Annotated in this window: 9 protein-coding genes; 3 read left to right on the top strand and 6 right to left on the bottom strand. The window is 64.9% G+C overall.

Annotated elements, in window-relative coordinates:
* Positions 1–26: 26 nt before the first annotated feature.
* The 4 genes from M9917_RS09670 to M9917_RS09685 form a co-directional block, all read right to left on the bottom strand.
* Positions 27–1,700 carry an ABC transporter permease gene (locus M9917_RS09670; RefSeq protein ID WP_297253126.1) on the bottom strand — a complete coding sequence of 558 codons (1,674 nt, stop codon included), beginning with the start codon at positions 1,698–1,700 and terminating at the stop codon, positions 27–29.
* Positions 1,700–2,785 (bottom strand): ABC transporter ATP-binding protein, encoded by a 1,086-nt coding sequence (locus tag M9917_RS09675; protein WP_297253128.1) that lies wholly within the window; start codon positions 2,783–2,785, stop codon positions 1,700–1,702. Before M9917_RS09675 ends, M9917_RS09670 begins: the two co-directional genes overlap by 1 nt.
* A 622-nt stretch (positions 2,786–3,407) precedes the next feature.
* Positions 3,408–4,289 (bottom strand): IclR family transcriptional regulator, encoded by an 882-nt coding sequence (locus M9917_RS09680; RefSeq protein WP_297253130.1) that lies wholly within the window; start codon positions 4,287–4,289, stop codon positions 3,408–3,410.
* A 358-nt stretch (positions 4,290–4,647) separates the two neighbouring features.
* Positions 4,648–5,745: an alkene reductase gene (locus M9917_RS09685; protein WP_297253132.1), complete on the bottom strand. Its 1,098-nt coding sequence runs from the start codon at positions 5,743–5,745 to the stop codon at positions 4,648–4,650.
* Between the two features lie 328 nt (positions 5,746–6,073).
* Between M9917_RS09685 and M9917_RS09690 the strand changes: the two genes are divergently transcribed.
* Complete coding sequence (locus M9917_RS09690) at positions 6,074–7,774, top strand: FAD-dependent oxidoreductase (RefSeq protein WP_297253134.1); 1,701 nt, start codon at positions 6,074–6,076, stop codon at positions 7,772–7,774.
* A 224-nt stretch (positions 7,775–7,998) separates the two neighbouring features.
* Here M9917_RS09690 and M9917_RS09695 read toward each other — a convergent pair whose 3' ends face one another.
* Positions 7,999–9,192 carry a glycosyltransferase gene (locus M9917_RS09695; protein WP_297253136.1) on the bottom strand — a complete coding sequence of 398 codons (1,194 nt, stop codon included), beginning with the start codon at positions 9,190–9,192 and terminating at the stop codon, positions 7,999–8,001.
* On the bottom strand, positions 9,141–9,674 hold the full coding sequence (locus tag M9917_RS09700) for a MarR family transcriptional regulator (RefSeq protein ID WP_297253137.1): 534 nt from the start codon (positions 9,672–9,674) through the stop codon (positions 9,141–9,143). Before M9917_RS09700 ends, M9917_RS09695 begins: the two co-directional genes overlap by 52 nt.
* A 409-nt stretch (positions 9,675–10,083) precedes the next feature.
* On the opposite strand from M9917_RS09700, the gene M9917_RS09705 reads away from it, so the two are divergent.
* On the top strand, positions 10,084–11,823 hold the full coding sequence (locus M9917_RS09705; protein ID WP_297253139.1) for a type I secretion system permease/ATPase: 1,740 nt from the start codon (positions 10,084–10,086) through the stop codon (positions 11,821–11,823).
* The gene (locus tag M9917_RS09710; protein WP_297253141.1) at positions 11,820–13,175 is read left to right on the top strand and encodes an HlyD family type I secretion periplasmic adaptor subunit; all 1,356 of its coding nucleotides are present in this window, start codon (positions 11,820–11,822) and stop codon (positions 13,173–13,175) included. The genes M9917_RS09705 and M9917_RS09710 overlap by 4 nt, the downstream gene beginning before the upstream one ends.
* Positions 13,176–13,390: the final 215 nt, after the last annotated feature.

The raw sequence follows: 13,390 nt of genomic DNA on the forward strand, positions 1-13,390 counted from the left end.
CTCCTCCGTTGTTCGATGGTTCTGGTTTATATTATTTTCACCCCAGATTTGCGTAACAGAAGCCAGCAGACAAAGTATATTGCGGCCATCAATACTATGAAGTGAACGGTTCCAGCCGCTGCTCGTGAAATCTCTCCTTCCGTCCACATGAAGAAGATTCTTGACGACATTACGGTGGTCGAGGGTGTCCCGGTGCCGAGGAAGATCGGCGTGATCAGATCGCGCATGCTGGACATGAACAGCAGCAGCAGCGTCGCGATCAGGACGGGGCGGATGATGGGGATCGACACTTTCTGGAGCGTCTGGAACCGGCTGGCGCCGCAGACGCAGGCCGCTTCCTCCAGCGAGACATGGATCTGGTTCAGGCCGTCGCGGAAGTGCTGCGTGGCCAGCGGCAGGAACCTTGCGACCTGCGCGAACACCATGATCAGCAATGTGCCGTAGAGCACGACCGGCGGCTGGATCCAGCCCCACATCACGCCGATCACGAAGGCGACGGACGGGATCGCGACCGGGAACATGGCAAGCGCGGAGACGAAGGCGGAGGACTTGGACGGCATCCGCAAATCGAAGAAGGCGATCACCAGGGCGATGGCGCTGCCGAGCACGGCGGTGGCGAGCGCGAGCACCAGAGTATTGCCGATGATCCGCAACATCGCCGGCGCCCCCAGCTCGCCGAGGTGATGGGCGAGGGTGAAGCTCAGTGAGAAGTTATAGATATCGGACGAGAACGACAGATACACCACCACGACATAGGGCAGTATGATCGCGATCAAGATGATCAGAAGATTCACGAGCGCGATCGGCAGGCGAAGCTTGCCGGCGCTCAGGTTCAGGCGCTTGTGACCCTTCCCGCCGACGACCTGGAAACGGCCGATCTGCGCCTGGCGGACGAGCCTGAAGCCGAGCCACACCATGAGCCCGGCAATGACCGCGAAGATGATCGCGATCGCCGAGGCAAGCTCGATCCGTGGCGGGAAGCCTCCCAGGAGGAAGAACAGGTAGGTGGCGAAAACATAGATCTTCGACGGCATTCCCAGCAGCGCCGGCACGGAATAGAGCGACCACACCATGATGATCGAGAAGATCGTGCAGGTGATCAGCGCCGGGGTGATCAGCGGGATCGAGATGGTCGCCAGCGTCCGGACCGGGGAGCAGCCGGTGGTGATGGCCGCCTCTTCATAGGACGAATCGATGTTCTCCAGCGCTGACAAGGTCGTCAGGAACATGTACGGGTAGAGGAACAGGATCGTGCAGAAGACCATGCCCCCCATCGAGAAGATGTTGAACGGCTTCACCCCGATCAGCTGGTCGATGATGAGATTGATGCCTCCCGCGTTGGGCGACATCAAATAGGCATAGGCAATGGCCCCGACCCAGGGAGGGCTGACGAACGCCACGATGCTCGAAGCCCGGACGATGCCCTTGAACGGTATGTCGAGCCGCGCCACCGTCACGGCGGAGAAGACCCCCATGACGAGGGCGAACGGAATCGACCAGAGAACCAGCTGGATCGAGTTCCAGATCGTTTGAATGTTGGAGACGGCGGTGAAGGCGTCGGCGTAATGATTGAGCGTGAGCCCGCCGGCCCGCCGCGAGATGCTGCCGTAGAACAGCCACCCCAGCGGATAGACCGTGAGCATCAGCACGCATACGGCGGCAAACCAGAAAAGCGGTTGCTTATACGTCTGATGCCGCATCACTTATCCTCTGCGGCAAGCAGGTACGTACGCGAGGGGTGGAAGGCGATGCCGACGGTTTCGCCGATCTGCCATTGGCCATCCGGATCGGTCCGCGCGCGAATTTCGCATCCGGCGATCTCGACGACGCAGTCGTTGACCTCTCCGAGGAACGTCACGCGCCTCAACGTGCCGGTCACCGCCACCGGATCAGTCTTGCCGACGGGGACCAGCGAAACGTCCGAAGGACGCACGGAGACCGTCGTCGCGAGCCCGACATCGCCTTCCCCTTCGACCAGAAGCGCGCCTGCCGCATCGATCCCGACGATCTGCGGCGGCCCCTGGCGCCCGACGACGATCCGGGCCGGGATCAGGTTGGCCCCGCCGAGGAAGGACGCGACGAAACGGTGCTGCGGTTTCGAGAAGACCTCGCGCGGCGAACCGGAGCTGATGATCGAGCCGCCGCTCAGAACCAGGATGTTGTCCGAAAGCGCCATGGCTTCCGATTGATCGTGCGTGACGTAGATGCTCGTCAGGCCGAATTTCTGCTGCACTTCGCGCAGCTCGAAACGCATTTCCTCCCGCAGCGCGGCGTCGAGGTTGGCGAGCGGCTCGTCGAGCAGCAGGACGCGAGGGCGGTAGACGAGGCATCTCGCCAGCACCGCCCGCTGCTGCTGCCCGCCCGAGAGCTGGTTGGGATAGCGGTCGTGAAGATGGTCGAGATCCACGCTCTTGAGGGCCGCCATGACCCTCTCCTGCAACTCGGCCTTGCCGACCGAGCGCAGCTTCAGGGGAAAGGCCACGTTCTGGAACACGGTGAGATGGGGCCAGATCGCATAGGACTGGAACACCATCCCGATCTCGCGCTTCTCCGACGGGACGAGAATGTCGCGCTCGCTGTCGAAAACGGGATCGCCGCCGATCGAGATGCGCCCACCGGTCGCCGTCTCGAGGCCGGCGATGCAACGCAGGATCGTCGTCTTGCCGCAACCGCTCGGGCCGAGAAGCGTCAGCACGGTTCCCGACGGAACCGTGAACGAGACGTCGTCGACGGCATTGAGCCCGCCGAATTTCTTGGAAAGCCGCTCAACAGTGACATCGACCATAGGCTTTGGCGCACCCTCTTGATTGTTGTTCGCGCATTCTCTGCGGCACGTGTCGGAGATGCTACGGCGCAGCCGGCGATATGGCAAGAGATAATTTGTACACTGCGAATGAATGAACTAAATACGAAATCACTTCCGGCCATCGTCCCGGGGTTTTCAGGGGCTTCCTGCCTCAGGAGAAATGCGCCCCGGCCAAGGCGAGGGGAGGGCGTCGGCGCGCGGGGCGGCACGACGCAAGCCCGTGAACGCTGCCCGCCGATCGGACCGCGGCCGGTGCAGCGCAGATCGATGCGGGGGCGATGCGGCGCCGCGGTGCGCATTCTGGAGCGGCCTGATGTCGGTCTTGGCCTTGGCCCAGCTCTTGGCCCAGCTCTTACCTTGATCCCGGGTTCAACCGTGGCAAGAACCCAATCGGCGAAAGCCCATCGCCGCGGATGGAGGCGTCGCGGCTCTTCATCGTCCGCCGGGCTTGCGGCGGCGCCGTATCGGGAGGGCGGCGCTCCTGCGAGGCCCCGCCGTCCCGGCAGCCGGATATCCCCACCATCGTCGACGAAGCATTGGGGACTGCTCCCGATCGACCGGTTCCGGAGGCAGTCGCCTCAAATATCGGCCTGTCGATCGCTCAGACGTGCTGACGGCGCTGTGCGCCGCCCTGGCGCAGCGGGATCTTGGATACCGTGCCGCCGGTCTTGCCTCTGGTGGATGTGCGCTTCTTCGGTGCAGACGCGGGCTCGGACGCCGGCGTCGGCAGGACGAAGCCGTTCTGGACCGTCAGGCGATTGGTGAATTCCAGCAGCTTGTCGGCTTCCCAGATTTTCTCCGTGACCTTCAGCTTCTTGGAATCGCCGACGAGCGTGACGACCAGCTGCAGCTGGCCGGTGTGATCGAACACCGGCGCCGCGATGGCGCTCACTCCCGGGACCGGCAGGTTCTCGGTGATGCCATAGCCGAGCTCGCGGATGCGTCCGATCTCCTGCTTGAAGGCGTTCATATCCATCGGTTTGCCCGCCGGGATCTGCGACTGGCTCTTGCCCTTGATCTCCTTCGTCGCGCGCGGCAGGATCAGCTCGTCGGGAAGGTAGGCCGCGAAAACCCGTCCGGTCGCCGTTCCAGAGATGGAATAGACGGTGCCGGGGCGCAGGTTGACGTGTATCTGCTCGACGCCCTCGTTGACCTGCACGATCGTCGGTCCATGGGTTCCCCAGACGGCGATCGTCACCATCAGGCCCAGGCGATTCGCCAGATCGCCGATGGAGGCGCAGGCGACCTGGAGCGGGGTAAAGCTGCGCATGCGCGCGACGCCGAGTTGCAGCGCGAAGGGCCCCAGCCTGTAGAGGCCGCTGGCGTCCTGCTCGACCAGTTCAAATTTTCGGAAACTCACAAGATATGCGTGAGCCTGTCCGGCCGGCATATCCGCCATCGTGGCCAAATCCTTCAGCATAAGCGGCTGACTCGCGAGCGATAGAACGGAGAGAAGGCGCCCACCGACCTCGATGGATTGCACCCCGCGGCCTTCTACTTTATCTGTTCTATTATATGATAAAGTTTTGCTTATCACGGCTTTTGCATTTCCTGATCGTTCTGACATGCTGTTTAACCGTTATTCTCTCGCGGAGCAGCGGGATGCAGGGCGTCAGGGATACAGGCGCGCCATATCCGGTTCGATCGAAACGTCATTCATGCGCGGCCAGCGTTTTCTTCGGACTCATTTCCTCTGAAGGATATCACTTACATTGCATCGCATCACGAGACAAATGGGAGCGATGAACAGCATTGCATTTGCGTATTTCTTCGGCGCTTGCCCCATCGGGCGCCACCCTTCGCGGGGAGTGGACGAGCGCATGTGCGGAAGCGGCGCGGCGTCAGCCCGCTGGCGGGTAGTCGATATAGCCGGCGTCGCCGGCGGCATACCAGGTCGTCGGATCGCTTTCGGCCAGCGCGATCCCCTCGCGGATGCGGCGGACGAGATCGGGATTGCCGACGAAGGCTCGGCCGAAGGCGACCAGGTCGATACGGCCGGCCTGAAGATCGTCCTCGGCGCTGGCGGCGTCATAGCCGCCGACCCCGATGATCGTTCCGGAAAACAGCTCGCGCGCGATCTCGATGGCGGCGCGGTCGAGAGGGGAGGCTCCCACCTGCATGTTGCCGCTCACGATGGGGCGGATGATATGGACATAGCCCAGGCCCAGCTTCTCCGCGGCCGCGAGCATGGCCTTGTACTTGGCCAGGGCGTCGTCGTCGTCGATCGTGTTGAAGGTGCCGTAAGGCGCAAGGCGGATGCCGACGCAGTCCTTCGGATAGACCGATATCGCCGCCCTCAGCACCTCTTCCATGAAGCGCATCCGCTTTTCGCGGGTGCCGCCCCAGCCATCGCTGCGCAGGTTGGTGTTCGACGAGGCGAACTGGTCGATCAGATAGCCGTTGGCGCCATGCAGTTCCACGCCGTCGAAACCCGCTGCCAGGGCGTTCTCGCAGGCTTTGCGATGGGATGCGATGACATCGCGGATGTCCTCCTCGGTCATCGCGCGGGGCATCGGGACGCTGACGAGGCCGCCCGCCTTGTCGCTCCAGACCTGCTTGTCCGCCTTGACCGCCGAGGGCGCCATCGGCTGGCGGCCGTCGGGCTGGTTGTCCGGATGCGAAACCCGGCCGCAATGCCAGAGCTGGATGACTGCCTTGGCGCCGCCCGCGTGGATGGCATCGACGACCGTCTTCCAGCCCGCCGTCTGCCCGGCGCTCCAGATGCCGGGGGTGCGCGGATAACCCGTCGCGTCCGGGCTGATCTGCGTCGCCTCGCAGATGATGAGGCCCGCGCTGCTGCGCTGGCCGTAATATTCCGCGGCGCGCGCGTTCGGGACCCATTCGCCGTCCGCCCGGCTGCGGGTCAGCGGCGGCATCACCACCCGGTTGGCCAGTTCCCAGGGTCCAACCTTCGCCGGTGACAGCAGCTTTTCGTACATCGCTTACTCCCGCTGACGGCGCGCCGACCCGGCCGGCTCGGGCAGCGTTATATCGGATAGGCAAGAAATCTGTCAATTACGAATTATTTTGTCTTATGACAATTTACTTGCCATGTCGGCCCTGCTCCGGTCGCACTGGGCATTTCCGGCGCATCGCCTTTGACGGCGTTTTCCCGGCGGCGCGCCGCTCTGATCGTCAATTATTCTTTGACGTATGGCTTCGCTATAATATAATAACGGCGCCGTCGTTGCGCATCGGCTGGCGAGGGACCGGGGCCCGACCTCGTCCATCGATCATATCGGCCTTGTTCCTGAGGGGGATCGGTGGATGAGACGCGTCGAATGCGATGTTCTGGTCGTGGGGTCGGGATGCGCGGGGCTCGCAACCGCAGTGGCCTCGGCGCATCGCGGGCTGAAGGTCATCGTGGCGGAGAAGGAGCCCGTCTTCGGCGGCACGACCGCGCGCTCGGGCGGCTGGATGTGGGTTCCCAACAGCGGCCCGGCCAGGCGGGCGGGGGTCGAGGACAGCGTCGAGCAGGCCCGCACCTATCTGAAGCACGAGACCGGGGCTTTCTACGATGCGGAGCGCATCGATGCCTTCCTCGATGCCGCGCCCCAGGCGGTGGAGTTCTTCGAGGCGAACACGACCCTGCAGTTCGATGTCGGCCGGGAGTTCTCCGATTATCACCCCGATGCTCCCGGCGGAACATCGGGCGGCCGCGCGGTCGTCGCCCGTCCCTTCGACGGGCGCGAACTGGGCGGGGAGATCGCCCGGCTGCGACCGCCGCTGCGCGAGATCACCTTTCTGGGCATGATGATCGGCTCGGGCAAGGAACTGCAGCATTTCTTCAACGTGACGCGCTCGCCGGTTTCCCTGTTCTATGTGGCCAGGCTGATGGCCAGGTTCGTCCGCGACATGGCCTTCTACGGGCGGCCGATGCGGCTGGTGAACGGCAACGCCCTGATCGGGCGGCTGGCGAAATCCTGCTTCGACAAGGGCGTGCCGATCTGGACCAGTTCGCCGGCGACCAGCCTGATCACCGGGAAGGGCGGCCGGATCGTCGGCGCCGTGCTGGATACGCCGACCGGCCGTTGCGAGGTCCATGCCGCGCGCGGCGTGGTGATGGCGGCTGGCGGCTTTCCGCAGGACCCGATCCTGCGCAGGCAATTGTTGCCCCATGCGCCGAGCGGGTACGAGCACGCTTCTCCCGCTCCGCCCGGCAACACCGGCGACGGCCTGCGGCTGGGCGAGACCGCCGGCGCCGAGATCGAGAAGAGATATCCGAATGCCGCCGCGCTGGTGCCGATCTCGCGGCCCGTCCGGCCCGACGGCACGCCGGGCACCTTTCCCCATTTCGTCGACCGCTATAAGCCGGGCATCATCGCCATCACCCGTTCCGGGCGGCGTTTCGTCAACGAGGCCAATTCCTACCACGATTTTTGCCGCGCGATGATCCAGCGCTGCGCCGAGGAGGGAACGGAAAACGCCGCCTGGCTGATCGCCGATCATCGCACCTACCGGAAATACGGCCTCGGCTTCGCCAAGCCCGCGCCGGTTCCCTACGAGCGCCTGATCAAATCGGGCTATCTTCTGCGCGGGCGCACGCTGATCGATCTCGCGCGGGAGATCGGAGCCGACGGGGCCCAGCTCGAGCGGACGGTCGCGTCCTATAACGAGCATGCCCGCAAGGGCGAGGATCCCGAATTCGGCAAGGGCAGCACGGCCTATAACCGCTGTCTGGGCGACCAGGAGGTCAAGCCCAACCCATGCCTTGCTCCGGTGGAGAACGGGCCGTTCTATGCGGTGCGCCTCCATATCGGCGATCTGGGCACCTTCGCCGGCCTGAAGACCAACCGCAACGGCGAAGCCCTCACCACGGAAGGCAAGCCGATCGGCGGGCTCTATGCTGTGGGCAACGATGCGGCGAGCATCATGGGGGGCAATTATCCCGGCCCCGGCATCACGCTCGGTCCGGGGCTCACCTTCGGCTATATCATCGCGCGGCACATGTCGGGGGCGAACAGCTGAGCGACGTCCACCACAGTCGCCAAGACCGCTGGCTGTCCAGAAGCGGACGCCGCCCCGGATGACGGATCCCGTCAGGCGCGGCAGGTTCGTGCGAAACCGGACACGATCTTTGAAGCCGGGCCTCGCCCCGTTCCGTCCGCTCCGGATTCCACTGGCGCTCGCCGGGTTGAGGTCGCCGTCGCCTTCAGGCCTTCCGCATCCTTTCATCGAGCGCGAACATGCGTCTACCCGGCGAGCCTTCGAATCCAGCCGAGCTGGCGATCGATGCAGCGCTCGCGCTCATAGCCGGCGCGGACCGTCTCGCGGGCGGCGCGACGCAGTGGAGCCGTCAGCGGCGCGCGCTGAAGCGCCTCCCCGATTCGTTGCGCCAGAAGGGCCGGATCGTCGAACGGGGCGAGGAAGCCGTTGACCCCATCCCGGATCACCTCCCTCACCGGCGGTGTGTCCGAGCCGACGACGAGGCAGCCGCAGGCCATCGCTTCCAGCAATGACCAGGAGAGGACGAAGGGCACCGTGAGATAGACATGTGCCGCCGAGACCTGGAAGAGCCTGATCAGGCTCTCATAGGGTAGCCAGGGGATGTGGACGATGCGGCCGGTGAGCCCGGTTTCCGCCAGCATCGCCTCGCGCCATGAAATGCCGTCCTCGCGCGGGCGCCCATAACCGGCTCCATCGCCGCCGACGGCGACCAGGATCGACTCGGGATGGCGCTCGGCCAGGAGAGCTGCGGCCCGCATGAACTGCGGATAGCCGCGATAGGGGTCGAGATCGCGCGCGGCGAAAGTGACCACGGGCATGCCCGGCGTGAGCACGCGGCCGTCCGGCAGGCAGAAGCCGGCCCGAGGCTCGGGCCGGCAGACGACCGTGTCGATCCCGTCATGGCAGACGGCGATGCGCCGGCGATAGGCGGCAGGATATTGCCGGCGTTGCCACTGCGTCGGCGCATAGGCGGCGTCGAGCGTGTCGAGGGCGAGAAGCTGCGCGGCATTGCGCATGCGGATGCGCTGCCGCTCCGGCTGGGGAATCGGCGCCGTCGCCCCGAAATCCAGATCCGATCCGGAACTGCGATAATAATATTCGCAATAGCCGAGCAAAGCGGCATCCGGCAGGGCGTCGCGCGCAAACAGCAGACCGCCCCAGCCGGTATGCCCGATCACCACATCGGGCGGATCGCTCGTCGCAAGCGAGGTCATCAGCCCGGCGACGGCTTCGCCGGTCCGCAGATGATAATCGGTGGCGACGAGCGCCGGATGTTGCGTCGAGGCGGCTGCGACCGTGTAGGCGAGCTGACGCAGGCCGGGCTGCCCGGGCGCCGGGCGTTCGCTGATCAGCGTGACCTCGTCGCCCTGGGCGACGAGGCTCGCGATCAGAGCAGCGAATTGACCAGATCCCGAACGATGAACGAATAGGATATGCATGAGGCCAGCAGGATGCCGCTGTAGCGGAGGGAGTCATTCCACCACTGCTCGAGCCGGCGCAGGGTTTCATGGGTCGTCAGGAAATCGGCATCGAGCGCGTTCCCGGAGCGTGCGCCGCAGGCGCTGGCCTCGTCGATCTGGCGCAGCCGCTCGCACAGCATCTGCCCCTTGAGCGAGAGCGAGATCCGGGCCAGCCGCCTGTCGCGCGGAGACGCTCCGCGCTCCAGATAGCCGCTCTCGACGAGCTGCTTGAGATTGTAGGAGGCGTTGGAGCCGCCGTAATGCCCGCGATCCAGCAGATCACGGACGGCGATCTCGCCCTGGCCGATGGTGAGCAGAATCATCACCTGTGCCGGTGAAATGTCGTCGATGCCGAGCTTGCCCAGCTCGAGGCGCAGATAATCGAGGAAGCGCCGACTCACCCGCTCGATGACACGGGCCAGATCGAAGGCCGAAACTCTCCGATCCGGACCCTCGTCCACTTCGCCATCGCTGTTCGGCCGGTGCTGGCCGTTCAAGGATCTGCCTGAAAATTGCTCGCCGCCATGCAATTTGAAGTGCATCCCTTACCCCACTTGATTGATGTTTGAACAATCCATCCGGGTTTCTTCCTTTCCCCCACGGAGCCTATAAGCAAAGTACATGCCGATTTTCTTGATTGAATGGTAAGAATCTAGAAATTCTGAAACGGTCGTGAACTGGTTCGAATTTCGAAATATCGCACAATAAGGCCTCATTTGCTGCTATCCGGTACGCTGGAATAGAAGTCTAATCTGTCATAATCTTGACACTGGTCCCATATCTCGTTTGAGCGCGCTGACAGCCGGGCGACGCACGGTGATGGCGACATCGCTTTCATCAGCCCGACCACCCACGCTCGCGGAGATATGCATGAAGGCGGTGAAGCCGGCTCCCGATGTCCTGATCCGGGATCTGCAGAGGTCGTTCTTCGGCGGCCTCGGCTATGCGGCCCTTCTCAGCCTGTGCGTGAATCTGCTGCTGCTGACCGTCCCGCTCTTCATGATGCAGGTCCAGGACAGGGTCACCGTCAGCCATAGCTACGACACGCTGACGATGCTGCTGGTCATCGCCGTCGGCGCGCTCGCGCTGTACGGCACGATCGAGTTCATCCGCTCGCTGACCTTCCAGACCATGGCGAGCATCTTCGCGCGGCGGCTCAACCTGCCTGCCCTGCAGGCTGCGGTCAGCGCCTCGCTGGAGCAGGGCTCGGGCCAGGCGACGCAGGCGATCCGGGATCTCAACGACATCCGCTTCTTCATCGCGAGCTCGGCGATCGCGACGCCGCTCGAGGCGGCCTGGTCGCCGATCTTTCTCGCCGTGCTGTTCCTTCTCCATCCGGTCTACGGGCTGGTGGGGCTGGCCTCGCTGATCATCCTGCTGCTGCTCGGCGTCCTGTCGGACATGCTGACGCGGCGGGTCCTGAAGGAGGCCAACGAGGCCGGCGTCGCCAGCATCAACGAGGTCGGCGCCAGCCTCCGCCACGCCGAAACCATCGAGGCGATGGGCATGCTGCCGGCACTGGCGCAGCGCTGGCGGGGCCAGCAGCTCGCGATGATCGAGCAGCTCGACATGGGCACGCGCCGCGGCAAGCTGATCGCGGCGGTGACGCGCGCCTCGCGGATGACGATGCAGCTTTCGATCTATGCGACGGGCGCGATCCTGATCATCCGCAACGAGGTCACGGCAGGCACGCTGATGGCCGCGAGCATCCTGCTCGGCCGGCTGCTGGCGCCGTTCGATTCGATGATCACGGATTGGCGGCAATGGGTCCTGGCGGCGACCGCATGGAAGCGGGTGCGCGAACTCGTCCTGTCGCGCCGCTCGCAGCGGCAGAGCGTGCCGACGCCGCCCTGCCAGGGCGATCTCGTGGTCGATCGCGCGATCTTCGCGCCGCCGGGCTCCGAGCAGACCGTCATCAAGGGCGTCTCCTTCTCGCTGGAGCCCGGCGAGGTTCTCGGCGTCGTGGGGCCGTCGGGCGCGGGCAAGTCGACATTGGCCCGGCTCCTCGTCGGCGTGCTCAAGCCGAATGCCGGGGGCGTCTATCTCGACGGCCACAGCACCTATCTCTGGGAGCGGGGCTCCTTCGGGGCGATGGTCGGCTATCTGCCGCAATCGGTTTCGCTGCTGAACGGCACGATCGCCGAGAATATCGCGCGCATGCACGACCCCGATCCGCACGCCATCCTGGAGGCGGCGCGCATCGCCGGGGTGCACGAGCTGATCGGAAGGCTGCCGCTCGGCTACGACACCAGCGTCGCCGACAGCGATTTCAAGCTCTCGGGCGGCCAGCGGCAGCGCATCGGCCTGGCGCGGGCGCTTTACGGCATGCCGCGGCTGATTGTCCTGGACGAGCCGAACGCCAATCTCGACGCCGAGGGCGAGCAGAGCCTGATCCGCGCCGTGACGGCGGCGCGCGAGGCCGGCGCGATCGTCGTCCTGATCGCGCATCGGCCCTCGGTGATGCAGGTCGTCGACAAGCTGCTCGTCCTGCGCGACGGCCGCGTCCAGCAATTCGGGCCCCGCGCGGCGATCGCCGGCATGATCACGCCGAGCGGGCGTGTCGGGATCGAGCCGGAGCCGGCCCCCGCCGCTCGGGGAGCGACGGCATGACCGGGCGATCCCTGATCAAGCGCCCCGAAAGGGCCCTCGTCGCGGCGCCGCCGCCGGATGAAGCGGATGAGCGCATGCCGAGCCTGCGCAGTCTCGTGCTGGCCGGTGTGGCGGCGATCGGGGTCGGTTTCGGCGGTTTCGGCGCCTGGGCCGTGACCGCCCGGCTGGACAATGCCGCCGTCGCCAGCGGCGTCGTCGCCGTCGACTCCAAGCGCAAGACGGTCAGCCACCTCGAGGGCGGCATCCTCAAGACCTTGCTGAAGGGCGAGGGCGAGCGGGTTTCCAAGGACGAGCCGCTGCTGCGGCTGGAGGATGCCCGCGCCCGTGCCGAGCTGCAGCAGTTGCAGGCGAAGCGCGTCGGGCTCGTGGCGAAGCTCGCCCGTCTCAGGGCCGAGCAGACGAAGGCTAAAGAGGTCGATTTCCCCGACGATATCGAGCGGGCCGAGACGCCGGTCGCGCGCGAGGTCCTGCGGGCCGAGCGCACCCTGTTCAAATCGCGGGCGGAGGTCCACGAGGGCAAGATCCAGATCCAGCAGCGCGTGATCGAACAGTATCAGGCCGAGGCAGAGGCGCTGAAGGCGCAGATCGACGCCACCGAACGGCAGCGCTCGCTGATCGACGAGGAGGTCAGGATCTTCGCCGACCTCTACGAGAAGCGCTATACCAAGCGCAGCCAGCTCGTCGAGCTGCAGACCAAGCAGAGCGAGCTCGCCGGCCGGGCCGGCGAATATGCCGCCCGCAAGGCCAAGGCCGAGCAGGCCGTGGCCGGCGCCAACCTCGAGATCCTGTCGATCAGCCTCGATCGTCAGAACGAGGTCGCCAGGGATATCCAGGAAACCCAGCTGGCCTTGTCGGAGGTCACCGAGCGCATCGTCCAGGCTGAGGACGTGCTGCGCCGGCTGGTGGTGACCTCGCCTCAGGAAGGCATCGTCGCCAATATCCGCATGCGCACCGCCGGCAGCGCCATCGCGGCGGGCGAGGCGATCCTCGATATCGTGCCGGAAAACGAGCCGCTGATCGTCGAGGCCAAGGTCGATCCGCGGGATATCGACGCGGTGCGCGTCGGGAACGCGACCCGCGTGCGGCTGACGGCCTTCAATTCGCGGCTGCTGCCGCCGCTCGAGGCGAAGGTGACCTATGTCGCGCCCGACCAGCTCGTCGACGAGAAGACCGGTGCCGCCTATTTTGTCGTGCGGGCCGAGATCGATCCGCAGAGCCTGCGCGACCACAAGGTCGCGCTGCATGCCGGCATGACCGCGGAGGTGATGATCGTCAACGGCGCGCGCCGGGCGATCGACTACCTGATCTCGCCCTTCACCGACAGCTTCAACCGCGCCTTCCGCGAGGACTGAGGCCGGGGCCGGCGAGAGGCGGGCCGGTATTTCAAATTTGGAAGTATATCCTTACGAATAACAGAGATATTACTAAATAAAAATTGCCTATTAGTGATACTGCATCGCAAAATTGTCACAATAAAATTGTTGATGCGACGCGTGCTTCGCGTAATCATTTGGATGTCGAGCGGTGATGTGACGAGCGTCGTGTCGCCGGAACAGTATCCGGATAC

The organism is Bosea sp. (in: a-proteobacteria) (assembly GCF_023953965.1).
Taxonomy (GTDB): domain Bacteria; phylum Pseudomonadota; class Alphaproteobacteria; order Rhizobiales; family Beijerinckiaceae; genus Allobosea.